Annotated in this window: 13 protein-coding genes; 6 read left to right on the top strand and 7 right to left on the bottom strand. The window is 68.7% G+C overall.

All coding sequences use genetic code 11. The annotated features are described in order from the left end of the window. Positions 1-165 precede the first annotated feature (165 nt). On the top strand, positions 166-2,043 hold the full coding sequence (locus P5P27_RS14410; protein WP_278124618.1) for a propionyl-CoA synthetase: 1,878 nt from the start codon (positions 166-168) through the stop codon (positions 2,041-2,043). Here the strand turns inward: P5P27_RS14410 and P5P27_RS14405 are convergent, their stop codons facing one another. From P5P27_RS14405 to P5P27_RS14385, 5 genes are all read right to left on the bottom strand, one after another. After that, positions 2,044-3,762, bottom strand: coding sequence for a lipase family protein (locus P5P27_RS14405; RefSeq protein ID WP_278124616.1), 1,719 nt, complete (start codon positions 3,760-3,762; stop codon positions 2,044-2,046). A gap of 54 nt (positions 3,763-3,816) precedes the next feature. Further along, complete coding sequence (locus P5P27_RS14400) at positions 3,817-4,440, bottom strand: TetR/AcrR family transcriptional regulator (protein WP_278124613.1); 624 nt, start codon at positions 4,438-4,440, stop codon at positions 3,817-3,819. A gap of 37 nt (positions 4,441-4,477) precedes the next feature. Then, the gene (locus P5P27_RS14395) at positions 4,478-5,863 is read right to left on the bottom strand and encodes a lipase family protein (protein ID WP_006895481.1); all 1,386 of its coding nucleotides are present in this window, start codon (positions 5,861-5,863) and stop codon (positions 4,478-4,480) included. Positions 5,864-6,365: 502 nt separating this feature from the next. After that, on the bottom strand, positions 6,366-7,586 hold the full coding sequence (locus P5P27_RS14390; RefSeq protein ID WP_006898279.1) for an acyl-CoA dehydrogenase family protein: 1,221 nt from the start codon (positions 7,584-7,586) through the stop codon (positions 6,366-6,368). A 29-nt stretch (positions 7,587-7,615) separates the two neighbouring features. Beyond that, positions 7,616-8,983, bottom strand: a complete 1,368-nt coding sequence (locus P5P27_RS14385) for an acyl-CoA dehydrogenase family protein (protein ID WP_278124610.1) — start codon at positions 8,981-8,983, stop codon at positions 7,616-7,618. A 118-nt stretch (positions 8,984-9,101) separates the two neighbouring features. On the opposite strand from P5P27_RS14385, the gene P5P27_RS14380 reads away from it, so the two are divergent. After that, positions 9,102-9,761, top strand: coding sequence for an MBL fold metallo-hydrolase (locus P5P27_RS14380; RefSeq protein WP_278124608.1), 660 nt, complete (start codon positions 9,102-9,104; stop codon positions 9,759-9,761). A 32-nt stretch (positions 9,762-9,793) separates the two neighbouring features. Here P5P27_RS14380 and P5P27_RS14375 read toward each other — a convergent pair whose 3' ends face one another. Both P5P27_RS14375 and hisN read right to left on the bottom strand, forming a co-directional pair. Continuing rightward, a complete protein-coding gene (locus tag P5P27_RS14375; protein WP_006898282.1) occupies positions 9,794-10,147 on the bottom strand; it encodes a VOC family protein in 354 nt (117 codons plus the stop codon). Positions 10,148-10,261: 114 nt separating this feature from the next. Continuing rightward, positions 10,262-11,062: a histidinol-phosphatase gene (gene hisN, locus P5P27_RS14370; RefSeq protein WP_006898283.1), complete on the bottom strand. Its 801-nt coding sequence runs from the start codon at positions 11,060-11,062 to the stop codon at positions 10,262-10,264. 87 nt (positions 11,063-11,149) lie between these two features. Between hisN and P5P27_RS14365 the strand changes: the two genes are divergently transcribed. From P5P27_RS14365 to P5P27_RS14350, 4 genes are read left to right on the top strand one after another with little or no spacing between them, the layout of a single operon-like run. Then, complete coding sequence (locus P5P27_RS14365; RefSeq protein ID WP_051999706.1) at positions 11,150-11,509, top strand: hypothetical protein; 360 nt, start codon at positions 11,150-11,152, stop codon at positions 11,507-11,509. A gap of 42 nt (positions 11,510-11,551) precedes the next feature. Then, positions 11,552-12,664 carry a peptide chain release factor 2 gene (gene prfB, locus P5P27_RS14360; RefSeq protein ID WP_006898285.1) on the top strand — a complete coding sequence of 371 codons (1,113 nt, stop codon included), beginning with the start codon at positions 11,552-11,554 and terminating at the stop codon, positions 12,662-12,664. Positions 12,665-12,689: 25 nt separating this feature from the next. Further along, positions 12,690-13,619, top strand: a complete 930-nt coding sequence (locus P5P27_RS14355; protein WP_045538593.1) for a mechanosensitive ion channel family protein — start codon at positions 12,690-12,692, stop codon at positions 13,617-13,619. Continuing rightward, positions 13,609-14,112 (top strand): Rv3103c transmembrane domain-containing protein, encoded by a 504-nt coding sequence (locus P5P27_RS14350; RefSeq protein WP_006898287.1) that lies wholly within the window; start codon positions 13,609-13,611, stop codon positions 14,110-14,112. The genes P5P27_RS14355 and P5P27_RS14350 overlap by 11 nt, the downstream gene beginning before the upstream one ends. Positions 14,113-14,139: the final 27 nt, after the last annotated feature.

Below are 14,139 nucleotides of genomic sequence, written 5' to 3'. Positions count from 1 at the left end.
GTCGGAGACACAATCCGCTTGCTCTTGCAAGCGTGTAATTCTCAGCAAGATCCCAGGTGGGAGCGAGGATTCCGCTGTTATCTTTCCGTGATCAATCCGAGACCAAGTGTGACCGAGTCCACGCTGCAGAAGTGACTCCGGTCACCGGATTGCTACCGTTGTCCAATGGCCACCTACGCAGAAGTCTTCGCCCGCAGCATCGACGATCCCGACGGATTCTGGCTCGACGCGGCGGCGGGCATCGACTGGATCAGTCCGCCGACCAAGGCTCTCGACGATTCCCAGCCGCCGATCTACCGATGGTTCCCCGATGCCACGCTCAATACCTCGGCGAACGCGCTCGACCGTCACGTCTCGGCGGGCCGCGGCGATCGTGACGCGCTCGTCTGGGACTCCGCAATGGTGGGCGAGAAGCGGACGTACACCTATGCCGAACTGCTCGCCGAGGTGTCCCGCTTCGCGGGAGTGCTCGCCGCGCAGGGCGTGGCCAAGGGCGATCGCGTCATCGTCTACATGCCGATGATCCCGGAGGCCGCGATCGCGATGCTCGCCTGCGCGCGGATCGGAGCCGTGCACTCGGTGGTGTTCGGCGGGTTCGCCGCACCGGAGTTGGCCACGCGCATCGACGACGCCGAGCCGGTCGCGATCGTCACCGCGTCGGGTGGACTGGAGCCGGGCCGGACCGTCGAGTATCTGCCGATGGTGCGGGATGCGCTGGCGATCGCGGTGTCGGCGCCGGAGACGGTGATCGTGAAGGACCGACCGCAGGTGGCCGGATCGGCGGGGGACTACGGGTGGCTCGACTGGGACCAGCAGATGGCGACCGCGCGCCCGGCCGACGCCGTCGAGGTGGCCGCGACCGACCCGCTCTACATCCTGTACACCTCGGGAACCACGGGGAAGCCCAAGGGCGTGGTGCGCGACAACGGCGGTCACGCGGTGGCGCTGCACTGGTCGATGCGCAACGTGTACGGGCTGTCGCCCGACGACGTGTGGTGGACGGCCTCCGACGTCGGCTGGGTGGTGGGCCACTCGTACATCGTCTACGGTCCGTTGCTGCTCGGAGCGACGACGGTGATGTACGAGGGCAAGCCGGTCGGGACACCCGACGCGGGGGCGTTCTGGCGCGTCATCTCCGAACACGGAGCGTCGGCGCTGTTCACCGCTCCGACGGCGATCCGCGCGATCCGCAAGGCCGATCCCGAGGCCGCTGAACTGGCCCAGTACGACATGTCGCGGTTCAAGACCCTCTTCGCGGCGGGCGAGCGACTCGATCCCGACACGTTCGAATGGGCCTCGGAGAAGCTCGGCGTCCCGGTGGTGGACCACTGGTGGCAGACCGAGACCGGCTGGGCGATAGTGGCCAATCTGCGTGGTCTCGAACCCATGCCGCTCAAGCCCGGGACTGCCACGGTCCCGGTCCCCGGGTACGACGTGCAGGTCGTCGACGCCGATGGCCGCCGTCTCGGACCCAACGCCGAGGGCAACATCGTCGTGAAGCTGCCGATGCCGCCCGGCACGCTCGCGGGGCTGTGGGGCGACGAGGAGCGGTTCCGTTCCTCATACCTCAAGGCGTTCCCCGGCTACTACCTGACCGGCGACTCCGGCTACATCGATGAGAACGGGTACGTCTACGTCCTGGGGCGGTCGGATGACGTCATCAATGTCGCCGGGCACCGGCTCTCCACCGGGAGCATCGAAGCGGTGGTCGCCGCGCATCCGGCCGTCGCGGAGTGCGCGGTGGTCGGCATTCACGACGACCTCAAGGGACAGCGGCCGAGCGGATACGTGGTGCTCAAGGCCGGTGCCGACATCGACGAGGACCGGCTCCGCGCCGAACTGGTGCAGATGGTCCGCGACGAGATCGGCGCCGTCGCCACCTTCCGCGACGTCACGGTCGTCCAGGCTCTGCCGAAGACCCGGTCGGGCAAGATCCTGCGTAAGACCATGCGGCAGATCGTGGACGGTGAGGAGTACGCGGTGCCCTCGACCATCGAGGACCTCTCAGTGCTCGAGGCCCTGGTGGATCAACTCGGGCACTGATCACGCCGGATGCGGTGCCGGGCAGTTCGGTGTCGGCGCCGCACCCGCGAAACGGTCCTGCGTCCAGGCGATGAGCGACCCGACGGCGGGCGAGTCGTCGTCGATGAGCGTCATGTGCCCGAGCCCCGGGTAGGTGCGGTATTCGAGATCGCTGCCCGCGGCGCATTGGTCGGCGACGTACTCGTTCTGCGACGCCGGCGCGATCACCTCGTCCGACAGTCCCTGGGCGATGAGCGTGGGCCGCGGCAGCCGCGCGCTCGGCGTGTTCTCGGCGAGTCGTGCGCCCAGCGGACCGGACGTCGGCGTGCGCGTGTAGAAGTCGTGGCCGAGAATGAGCGCCTCGGCGAGCGAGACGGGCATCGTGGGCGACCACAGACAGCGCGCCGCCATTCCGCGCATCGGGAGGCGGGCCTGCGTCTTGATGTAGTCGGCGTAGCGGACGTCCGGGTAGGTGCGGGTGTACGCGTCCATCACATAGGACGCCAACAACGCGCCGCCCGCCATCGTCTCCAGCCCGGAGGCGAGAGCCCGCAGATTCGATGCCGGTGCGAGCGCCGCGGTGGCGATCACGCCGGCGTCGGGTGCGTACGACGGAGCCAGCAGTTCGGTCCACAGTGCAGCGTGTCCGCCCTGGGAATGGCCCCACACCACCGTCGACCGAGTCAATGACGCCCCGGGCAGCGCGCGGGCGGCCCGGATCGAGTCCAGTACCGAGCGCGCCTCACCCCGGCCGATCACATACGGCGACGGTCCCGGAGTACCCATCCCGATGTAGTCGGCGGCCACCAGCGCCCAGCCCCGCCCGACCACTTCGTTCAGGCCCGGCAGGTGTGCCAGCGGTGTCGAGGTCATCGACGGGGCGCAGTTCTCGGCGACGCCGGACGTCCCGTGGGCCCACGCGATCAGCGAGTGCGGACCGGGACCGTCCGGAACGACGACGAGACCGCTCGCCAGTGCGGGCCGGTCGCCGCGCAGGGTGGAGTAGAGGATGCGCCATGCGTGAGCGCCCGGCGGGATGCCCGCGGCGGTCGGCTCCGACTTCAACAGGGTCCCCGGCCGCACGCCGGCGGGAAGCTCGGCTCGATAGAACGGGCCGGGTTCCTCAGCGGTGCCGCGGACGACGAATGTCGCGATCACCAGCGGCACGGCGACGATCGTCGCGACCGCTGCCGCGGCCGTCCGCAGCGCGATTCTCGCGGTCCGCTCCCGGCCGGGTTCGGCCGCGGCGGTCCGGCCACGGATGCCGGCGAACAGCTCGGCCGCACCGCACCACACCAGCGCCAGCCCGACGGCCTCGACGACGATGAAGATGCTCACACCCGGCCACGACACGGCGAGCACAGCGGTGGCGATACCGGCTGCGCCGAACAGCACGTCGGCGAACCACGCGGGGCCGCGGCGCGCGGCGCGCACCCATCGGCCCACGCCCCACACCGCGAGTGCGATCGCCGCGGCCACCGCGATACCGAAGATCGACAGACTCCGCCAGATCAGCAGCACGGTACCGACCAGCGGCAGCAGGACTGCGACGGCGAGCCGGAGCGGTTCCCGGCGAGTCTGGGGTTCGATGAGGTCGACGAGTCCGGCCACGATCAAGCCGATCGCCAGTGCGGCGGCGGTCCACGGCACGCTCGCGAACGGGCGGAGCACCAGCAGGACGCCGACGGCGATGGATGCCAGAGCGAGGAGCAGGCGCCCGGCTCTGGCGGCAGTGGTCATCTCATCAGCGTAGGAGGCACTGTGCGGCGCGGAGAGGTTTCGACGCGAGCCCGCTCAGCCCAGAACACCGGGTCGGAGCAGCGTGCGCATCACCCGGAGGGTGTCCTCGGTGGTCAGGTCGGCTGATCGCACCTGCTCGACGATCACGGCGTTCACCGCGCCGATGAAGCCGGTCCACAGCAGCGGGTCGGGCCTCGCGGTGAGCAATCCGCGCTCGGCGCCCGCCGCGCTGATCGCGTCGAGCGAGGCACCCCACCGGGTCCGGCGCTCGGCGCGGTGTTCCTCGAACCCCGCGCTCACACCCACTGCCTCGACGAAGCAGATTCGGGTGAGCCGAGGGTCCGCGCCGAAGAATTCGACGAATGCCCGGATCCCTGCGTCGAACACCGCCTCGATCTCCGCGGCGGTCTCGAGTGACCGTTCGACGGCTTCGATGACGGCCGTGCTCGCCGCGTCCTCGGTCTCGTCGTAGACCGTGCGGAGCAGATGCTCGCGGTCGCCGAACTCCTCGTAGAACTGTCGGGATGACAGAGCGGCGTGCCGACAGACCGCTGACACGGACGTCGCCGCGTAGCCGTCGGTGCCGAACAGCGCGATCGCCGAGTCACAGAAGCGTCGACGCCGATCTCGGCGACGGTCGTGCATCGACTGGCCGCGATAGAGCCTAGGTTCGGTCACCGGTCTAGGCTATCGGTCGAGCCCGGACCGGATGCCGCTAGCGCTCCGCGCCCAGAGGTTTGCCGAACAGCGCCGCCAGCCCGGCGCCCACCGCTGCCGAGAACGTCGGCCACCATCGTGGCCGCGACGTCATGGTGAGGTCGTCACTGGTCCGGCAACCCTGTGCGGCCGGCTTGCCGTCGAGCCGATCCTTCAGCCACAACAGTGCTAGCGGCGCACCGGAGACCTCGGCGATGAGATGTTCCGACAGGTGGTCGCGGGTGTAGGTCACCCGAGCACCCGGGCGGCGGCAGTACTGACCGACGAGCCGGTCCACCTGGCCCACGGGGATGATCTCGTCGAGGGCGGAGTTCCACATGTACATGGGCATGTCGGGCAGGCTCTTGCCCATCCGGGTGTCGTCGAAGACCCGACGCACGGCGGGTGCCCGCAGCGCGCCGCCCGGTGCGCGGATGAACCCGATGTTGTTCAGGAACGGGAAGGTCGCCGCCTGATACTGCACGCAGAGGGGACCCTTGAGTGCCAGCACCGCCCGGCCGAGCGGGTCGAGGTGAGAGTTCATGAAGGTGCGGAAGTAGTCGTACTCGCGGGTGAGTCCGACCACCGCGCCGAGCACGAGGCCGCTGGTCACGTTGTTCTGCGCGGCTTTGAGGACCACCTCGAGATCCGCGGGGACTCCCCCTTCTGCGGCGCCCACGATGTTCAGTTCGGGGGCGTACGTCTTCTTGAGTTCAGCGGTGTGCCCGGTGACGATGGCGCCGCCGGAATAGCCGTACAGGCCGATGGGTGAGGCATCGGTGATCGACGACGGCGCGAATCGCTTGGCGGCACGGAGACTGTCGAGGGTGATGCGGGCACCGAGTGGACCGGCGCCGTAAGCGTGGTTGGGGCCTTCGTGGTCGGGAAGCACCACCGCGTACCCCTGGTTCAGAAAGCCCTGGGCGATGAGCAGTTCGGCGGGAGCGACCACCTGACCCAGAAGGGGGCCGGCGTTGAGGTGCTGGACGGCGTACGAGGTCGCGCAGTAGCCGGCGGTCGAATCCTCGGCGATCTGCATGGAGACGACCTTGCGCGGGCCGGTCGTGGTGCCGCGCGGCTTGAGGATCGTGGTGACTGCGGGGATCGCCCGGCCGCGGGTGTCGGTGGACCGGAAGGTGAGCTGCCACGCGTCCACGTTGATGGGAGCGACTCCGAAGTTCGCGGGGGTGATCCGCCGGGCACGCAAGATCTCACCCGGAGCGGCGGCGGCGACTTCCCGGGCCGGAGGTCGGTAGAAGGCGGGGTCGAGCTCTTGTGGCAGTGGAACGAGCGGCGCCTGCGTCACGGCCGGGTCGGCGTGGGCGGGCGCGACCGGTGTCCCCGCCGCTGTCGCGACGACGGCCACGGCGCTCAGCGCAGCGGCGAGGAATGTGCGTGTTCTCAATTCGACCCCCGTGTGAAACGTTCTTATTTCAAAAGTTTCGCTGAGAGTACACGGGGGTTGCCCAGATCACAATGGATCGTCGGGAAGTGGGAGGTCACCGGGGCGGGTGACGGGGTCGGTGGGCGGTCTCGATGCGCGTCGTCACTTCGTTCCTCCGCTTACTCGACGGTCCTGCAGGGTGGAGGGGTGGGTGGACGTGTGTGGGTGGGCGGTCTCGATGCGCGTCGTCACTTCGTTCCTCCGCTTACTCGACGGTCCTGCAGGGTGGTGCTTACTCGACGGACCTGCAGGGTGGTGCTTACTCGACGAGCCGGCGGGGTGGTGCCTAGTCGAGGGGCCGGCGGGGTGGTGCCTAGTCGAGGGGCCGGCGAGCTCGCGGGGGCGGCCTGGGGACGGGTCAGGGGCGGGGGATTCGCTCGGAGCCCTCGATGAGGACGCCGCGGCGTGAATCCCCCGCCCCTGATCGTGCGACGGGAATGCAGAGCCTACGGGCTCGGCCTGATCACTTCAGTTCGGCACTGCTCTTCCCGAGAATGCGCCGGGCGATGATCAGCTGCTGAATCTGCTGCGTTCCCTCGAAGATGTCGAGGATCTTCGAGTCGCGCGCCCACTTCTCGAGTAGGGTGCGCTCGGAGTAGCCGTAGGTGGACGCGAGTTCGACGGCCTTGTTGGTGACGTCGGTGCCGGTGCGGCCCGCCTTGGCCTTCGACATCGACGCCTCCAGCGAGTTCGGCATCTTGTTGTCGGCCATCCACGCGGCGCGGATCGCGAGCAGGTATGCGGCCTCGTAGTCGGACTCCATGCGGATGAACTCCGCCACCGCGGCCGGCTGGTCGGCGGCCGGACGGTCGTAGTCGATTTCGAGGCCGGCCTCCTCGAGGAGCTTGCGGAGTTCCTCGAGTGCGGCGCGCGCGACGCCGACAGCCATCGCGGCGACCATCGGCCGCGTGTTGTCGAAGGTCTGCATGACCCCGCCGAAGCCCTTCTTGACGTCCACCTCCGGCGAACCGAGCAGGTTGGTGGCGGGAATCCGGCAGTCCTCGAAGCGGATCACGGCGGTGTCGGACGCGCGGATGCCGAGCTTGTGTTCGAGCCGGACGATGGTGACGCCCGGGTTGTCCCGAGGGACGACGAAGCTCTTGATGGCCGCGCGCCCCAGGCTGCGGTCCACCGAGGCCCACACCACGATGTGGGTGGCGCGCGAACCCGCGGTCACGAAGATCTTCTCGCCGTTGATGACGTACTCGTCGCCGTCGCGCGTCGCGGTGGTCGTCACCGCGGCCGAGTCGGAACCGAAGCTCGGCTCGGTGATGGCCATCGACGCCCAGACCTCGCCGCCGAAGCTCTCGATCTGTTCGTCGGTGGCGACAGCGGCGATGGCCGCGTTGCCCAGTCCCTGATACGGGATCGAGAGCATGAGCCCCACGTCGCCGTACGACGCCCACATGGCGTTGAGGACCGACTGCATGTTGCCGCCGTTGGCGTTGTAGCCCTCCGGTCGCTGCTTGTTGGCGTCGCCGCGACCACCCGCGGCGCCCGCACCGGCCTGGCCGGCGGCGGCGAGACCGTTGTAGAGGTTCGCCAGAGTGTCCAGCTCCACCGGGTACTCGTGCTCGGCGAGGTCGTACTTGCGCGAGATGGGCCGGAAGATCTCCAGCGCCGCATCGCGCGCCTGCTCCACCGTGGGCTGCAGCTTCTTGGGCAGTTCGAGATTGATTGCCATGATGTCGACTCCTGAAACTCGTCTCGCCGTCAGAGAACGACGATGCCCTCGCCGATGCCCGCGCCGCGCAGATCGCGGTACCACCGCTCCACCGGGTGCTCCTTGGTGAAGCCGTGGCCGCCGAGCAGCTGCACGCCGTCGAGGCCGATCTGAAGGCCCTTGTCGATGGTGAGCTTGCGCGCCAGCGCCGCCTCGCGGGCGAACGACAGACCCTGCTCCGCACGCGAGGCGCCGCGGAGGGTCACCAGTCGCAGGCCGTCGAGTTCGGTCGCCATGTTCGCGACCATGAACGCCACCGCCTGGCGGTTCGAGATCGGCTCGCCGAAGGCCTCGCGCTCGTTGACGTAGGGGATCACGTAGTCGAGCATCGCCTTCGCGGTGCCGGCGGCCAGTGCCGACCAGCCCAGGCGCGACAGGCGCACCACGTCGCGGTACGCGGCCGCCGCGTCGTCTCCCTCGACCTCGCCGAGGAGAGCCGTGGCGGGAACGGCCACGTCGTCGAGCAGCAGCCGGCCCATTCCGGCTGCGCGCAGGCCCATGCCCGGATCGGCTTCGATCACCAGACCCTGGCTGTCGGACTCGACGATGAACAGGGCCGGACGGCCGTCGAGCTGCGCGCCGACGATGAACAGTTCCGCGCTGCCTGCCGCGGGGACGAACGACTTCACGCCGGAGAGGCGGAACCCGCTCGGCACGCGCTTGGCCTTGGTCTGCAGGTCGAAGGCGTCGAACAGCGGGCGCGGCTCGGCGATGACGACCGCGGACGACGGTACGTTCTCGCCCGCGAAGTCGGGAAGGTAGGTGCGCTGCTGGCCGTCGCTGCCGAAGTTGGTCAGGGTGGTCGCGACGCCGCTCGGCGCCAGAAGGGGCAGGGCCAGTCCCATGTCGCCGTACGCCATGGCCTCGGCGACGAGCGCGTTGGTGACCACACCGCGTTCGGTGGCGGCTCCGTCGAAGGCCTCCGGAACGTTGATCATCGTGATGCCGAGCTCCGCCGAGCGCTTCAGGATGTCCTCGGGAGTGGTGGCGGCGTTGTCGGCGTCGTATGCCGCCGGCCGCAGGATCTCGGTGGAGAAGTCGCGGACGGTCTCCGCGATCATCTCCTGCTCTTCGTCGGGGTTGAGGTTGAAGAAGCCCTTCGACGAGGTGGCCGGACGCTCCGGCTTTCCGCTGCTCGCGACCTGGGTGAACGCGCGGTTGGCCGCTCCGAGGGTCTTGAATCCGGTCTTGGTGGCGTGGAAGGCCACCCGGTTGATCGGCTCGCGCAGGTGGTACTTCTCGGCGATGTCGGAGCCCGTGATGGTCGTGAGCAGGCGCATGGCCGCACCGATCGGAGTGCGCTTGTGCGGCTGCGCGCCGACGGACGAGGTGTCGCGGGGTTCGGTGTTCGTGGTCATTTCCTCACCAGATTCTCGAAGCGGATTGTCGCGATGGAGTTCTTACTCCGTAGTAAGGAGTTACCTTACTCCTCGGTAAGAAGGTTGTCACGCCTCCGGCACGACTATCGTCGGAGCCATGCGCATCACCCATTTCGGCCACTCCTGCGTACTGCTCGAGATCGATCGCACCCGGGTGCTCTTCGACCCCGGAAACCTCTCGTCGGGATTCGAGACGCTGACCGGGCTGGACGCGATTCTCATCACCCATCAGCACCCCGACCATGCGGATCCGGCGCGGCTGCCCGCGCTGGTCGACGCCAATCCGCAGGCGGTCCGTTACGCCGACCCGCAGACCGCGGCCCAACTGAACGAGAAGCGGGACGCCGGCCAGTGGTCGGTGATGGCGGCGGGGGAGCAGACGCGAATCGGGGCGCTGACCGTCCGCGGCACCGGCGGCAGACACGCCGTGATCCACCCGGATCTGCCGGTGGTCGACAATATCGCGTACGTGGTGGACGCCGCCGACCGTCCCGGCGCCTTCATGCACCCCGGCGACAGCCTGTACATCCCGTTCGAGCGGATCGACGTTCTGGCCCTGCCCGCGGCCGCGCCGTGGCTCAAGCTCAGCGAGCCCGTCGACTACCTGCGCGCGGTCGCGCCGCGGCGGGCCTTCCCGATCCACCAGGCCGTCCTGTCCGATGCCGGCCGTGCCATTCACAATGCTCGGATCGACGAGATGAGGCCGACGGGCACCGAGTTCTCCGTGCTGGAGTCCGGGGTGCCCGTCGAACTGTGACCGCCGCCGCGGCCTGAATCACCGCCGCGTGGTCACTGTTTCGGCAACGGACTGTAGAAGACCAGCCCGTTGCCCTTGTTGTCGTAGACCACCGCACGCCGCTCGTGCGCGTCGTTGTACGCCTGGGTGACGATGCCGCCGCCGCTCGCTTCGACGGCCTTCGCGGCCGCGTCGACGTCGTCGGTCTTGATTCCGACCACCACCTGACCGTGGATCGGGTGGTCGACGGCCGTCGCGAGTGCGACGGTGACTCCGCCGCCGTCGAGGGCGGCGAAGTGTGCGCCGTCGCGGAACTTCAGAGCCATTCCCAGCGTCTCGCTGTAGAACTTGATCGATTCGTCGAGATCGTCGGTCGACAGGACGATCATCTTCACTTCGTTGCTCATGGCGCCTCCGCATTCAGTTCTCGGAGCGGGATGTCGCTCCATCGCGGAGGCTACCGGCGACTTCCTTGTGCCGCAGGAGTATTCCGGCGCGAACGCGGAGTCACGCGCGGAGGATCACGTCCCCAGGGCTGCCAGAGTCTCCCGCTGCAGCAGACCGTTCGTGGCCACGGCGCTTCCGCCGCCCGGGCCGGGCCTGCCGCCCAGATCGGTGAACTCGCCGCCCGCCTCGCGTACCAGGACATCGAGTGCCGCGAGATCCCACAGGGAGACCTCCGGTTCGGCGGCGATGTCCACTGCGCCCTCGGCGACGAGGCAGTAGTTGAAGAAGTCGCCGTAGCCGCGCACGCGCCAGACGCTGTCGGTGAGCGCGATGAATCGGTCGCGGATGCCGCGGTCGGCCCAGCCGGACAGGCTGGAGAAGGCCAACGACGCCGAGCCGAGGTCGTCGACCTTCGACACCGAGATCGGCCTGGGCTCGCCGCCGTCGAGCGACGCGAAGGCGCCGCCGCCCGCCGCCGCCCACCAGCGCCGGTTCAACGCAGGCGCACTCACCACGCCGACCGACGGCACGCCGTCCACGAGCAGGGCGATGAGCGTGGCCCAGACGGGAACGCCGCGGACGAAGTTCTTGGTGCCGTCGATCGGATCCACCACCCATTGCCGCCCGGTGAGCAGCGGGTCGCCGCCGAACTCCTCGCCGAGCACGGCGTCGGCGGGTCGGGCCTGGGCGATGCGGTCGCGGATCATCCGTTCGCACGCGAGGTCGGCGTCCGACACCGGGGTGAGATCGGGCTTCGAGTCGACGTGCAGATCGAGGGCGCCGAAGCGGGAGAGCGTGAGGTCGTCGGCTGCATCGGCCAGATCGAGTGCCAGCTGAAGATCTGCGCCGTGACCGGCGTCCGAGAGGGTAGCCACGGCATCCGAGGCTAGCACCGGCGGCCGATGCGTCCGGCCGTGCGACATCCGTCTCTTCCCGATGCCGTCCGGCGGTACTCTCGGGCCATGCCTGTGTGGATCAGCGTCGTGTTCATCCTGATCGTCGCGACGTCGCTCGTCGCGATGCTGATGCAGCGCCGTGGGCGCCGGATGTTCGGAGGCGGCGTCGACGCGGCCTCCGGCTATGTGGAGGGCACGCTCACGGTGACCGGGCTCGGCAGGCAGAACGAGCCCGACAAGAACGGGAGCCGGTACTGCACCATCAGCGGCACCATCATCGGCCCGCAGATCGCTCCCACCGAGGTGTACGGCACTCAGGTGCTCGGCGCCGACGACGTCGCGCCGACGGTGGGCGCGTCGATGCCCGTGGTGTACCGGCCCGGCAAGGTCGACTCCACGTGGCGGTTCGGGGTGCTCGGCGACTGACCGCGGTCGGGCGTCCGCGGCCAGAGGGTAACCTGGTTCCTCGTGCACCCCGATGTCTCCGCTGATCTCGAATCGCTCGACGCCACCCTGACGACCGTCGAGAAGGTGATGGACCTCGACGAGCTCCGTCGCCGAATCGACGAGCTCGAGATGCAGGCTTCCGACCCCGACCTGTGGAACGACCAGGAGCACGCGCAGAGCGTCACCTCCGAGCTCTCGCACGCGCAGTCTGAACTCCGCCGGGTCAGCGAGCTCCGGTCGCGCCTCGACGATCTCCCGGTGCTGTACGAGCTCGCGGAGGCGGAGGAGGGCGACTCGGCCGTCGCGGCTCTCGAGGACGCGGAGACCGAGCGAGCGGACCTGCGCCGCGACATCGAGGCCATGGAGGTCAAGACCATGCTCGCGGGCGAGTACGACCCCCGCGAGGCGCTGGTGAACATCCGCTCCGGTGCGGGCGGAGTGGATGCGGCGGACTGGGCGCAGATGCTGATGCGCATGTACATCCGGTGGGCCGAGCAGCACGGGCATCCGGTCGAGGTGTACGACACCTCGTACGCGGAGGAAGCGGGCCTCAAGTCCGCGACCTTCGCCGTCAAGGCGCCGTACATGTACGGAACGCTGTCGGTGGAGCAGGGCACCCACCGCCTGGTGCGGATCAGTCCGTTCGACAACCAGGGCCGCAGGCAGACCTCGTTCGCCGAGGTCGAGGTGTTGCCGGTGGTGGAGACCACCGACCACATCGACATCGACGAGAACGACGTGCGGGTGGACGTGTACCGCTCGTCCGGCCCGGGCGGACAGTCGGTCAACACCACCGACTCCGCGGTGCGGCTGACGCACGTCCCGACGGGCATCGTCGTGACATGTCAGAATGAGAAGAGCCAGCTGCAGAACAAGGTCGCCGCGATGCGCGTGCTGCAGGCCAAACTCCTTGAACGCAAGCGTCTGGAGGAGCGTGCGCAGATGGACGCGCTCAAGAGCGACACCGGCGCCAGCTGGGGCAATCAGATGCGCTCGTACGTGCTTCACCCCTACCAGATGGTGAAGGACCTGCGAACGAACGTGGAAAGCAACAACCCGTCTGCGGTGCTCGACGGTGATCTCGATCAGTTCATCGAAGCGGGCATCCGCTGGCGGATGAACGAAGGCGAGTGATCGTATCGATTCCGTTCCCACCTACCTGGTAGATCGGCTCGGGCTGCCGAGCTGGCTGCAGTCCTGGGAGAAGTGGCTCGCAGTCGACTTCGTCGGCATCCTGCTCTGGATCATCGGCGGGATCCTGGTCATCCGGTTCTTCCGATGGGGTGCCGGCCGGTACAGCAAGCGGGTGCTGCGGCAGTTCGAGTCCAGCGACGACATCGTGCAGTCCGAGGACATGAAGCACCGGCGGGCACTGGTGGACGTCGTGACCTGGACGTTGGTAGCGCTCACCGTTGCCGCGGTCACGATGCACATCCTGGGGATGTGGGTCGCGAAGAGCAGCCTCGTGGGGCTGAGCGCGGTGGTCGGTGCGGCGCTGGGCTTCGGCGCGCAGCGCGTGGTGCAGGATCTGCTGGCCGGCTTCTTCATCATCGCCGAGCATCAGTACGGCTACGGCGATGTCGTCAACCTCTCGGTGACCGGCGGCCTCGAAGCCGAGGGCACTGTCGAGGATGTGACGCTCCGCGTCACCCGACTCCGGAACACGGACGGCGAACTGCTCATCGTGCCGAACGGTCAGATGATCAAGGCCGCGAACCTGTCGAAGGACTGGGCACGGTCGGTGGTCGACGTGCCGGTGCCGCTCGACGCCGACATCAACGAGGTCAACACGGTCCTGCGCGAGGTGGGACAGACCTTCTACGACAACCCGCGGTGGAACCGGTTGCTGCTCGACGCGCCGACCCCGCTGGGCATCACCAACCTCGAACTCGACTCGGCGACCGTCCGGATGGTGGCGCGGACGCTTCCCGGCCAGCAGTTCGAGATCGGCCGCGCGCTGCGCGGCGACATCATCTACGGCCTCGCGCGCCACGGGATCTTCGTCCAATCGGTGCAGCAGCAGTCGGCGGTCAAGACCGCCGGGGACGAGGCCGCCCAGACCGGAGGCGGGGTGAGCGATGAGCACTGAGGAACGGCCGGCCGACACCGCCGCTCACACGACCGTCGCCGAGGCCGCCGCAGCTCCCGAGCCGTCGGCGATCGTGAAACTCGCGCGGCGCATGCGGCACGTCTATCACACGCGCATTCGGACGACCACCGTCGTCCTGATCCTCATATGGTTCGCGCTGCTCGGCTTCTACGGGTTCAGTTCCGAGCACTACGCCACCGAGCCGAGGGTCCCGCAGGGCACGCAGGTGCAGCAGCCTGTCGAGCCGACGACGTCGCAGCCCAGCTACACCTCGCAGACCCCCACGTCCTCGACCGTCGAGTCGTCGACCGAACCGACGCAGACCGAGACTCCCACCACTGAGACCGGACGGGGCACCGAGGGCACCGGCCGTCAGACCGGGCGGGCCACGCCGAGCACGCCGGCCGGGGAGCAACAGCAGCAGCAACTGCCGCAGGCGCCGAATGGAACCGTGCAGCCGACCTCCCAGCCCGGAGCCAGTGCGGGCGAGTAGTCCTGACCGGTCAGTACACTTGGCTAC

This window comes from Gordonia sihwensis, from assembly GCF_029632925.1.
GTDB classification, from domain to species: Bacteria; Actinomycetota; Actinomycetes; order Mycobacteriales; family Mycobacteriaceae; genus Gordonia; species Gordonia sihwensis.
The sequence above is the reverse complement of the archived record's forward strand: the minus strand, read 5'-3'. Positions and strand labels throughout refer to the sequence as shown.

Excerpts from the sequence above, each read along its gene's own strand:
- P5P27_RS14410 (WP_278124618.1), top strand. The coding sequence starts at position 166 with ATGGCCACCTACGCAGAAGTCTTCGCCCGCAGCATCGACGATCCCGAC.
- P5P27_RS14405 (WP_278124616.1), bottom strand. The coding sequence starts at position 3,762 with ATGACCACTGCCGCCAGAGCCGGGCGCCTGCTCCTCGCTCTGGCATCC.
- P5P27_RS14390 (WP_006898279.1), bottom strand. The coding sequence starts at position 7,586 with ATGGCAATCAATCTCGAACTGCCCAAGAAGCTGCAGCCCACGGTGGAG.
- P5P27_RS14385 (WP_278124610.1), bottom strand. The coding sequence starts at position 8,983 with ATGACCACGAACACCGAACCCCGCGACACCTCGTCCGTCGGCGCGCAG.
- P5P27_RS14380 (WP_278124608.1), top strand. The coding sequence starts at position 9,102 with ATGCGCATCACCCATTTCGGCCACTCCTGCGTACTGCTCGAGATCGAT.
- P5P27_RS14375 (WP_006898282.1), bottom strand. The coding sequence starts at position 10,147 with ATGAGCAACGAAGTGAAGATGATCGTCCTGTCGACCGACGATCTCGAC.
- P5P27_RS14365 (WP_051999706.1), top strand. The coding sequence starts at position 11,150 with ATGCCTGTGTGGATCAGCGTCGTGTTCATCCTGATCGTCGCGACGTCG.
- P5P27_RS14350 (WP_006898287.1), top strand. The coding sequence starts at position 13,609 with ATGAGCACTGAGGAACGGCCGGCCGACACCGCCGCTCACACGACCGTC.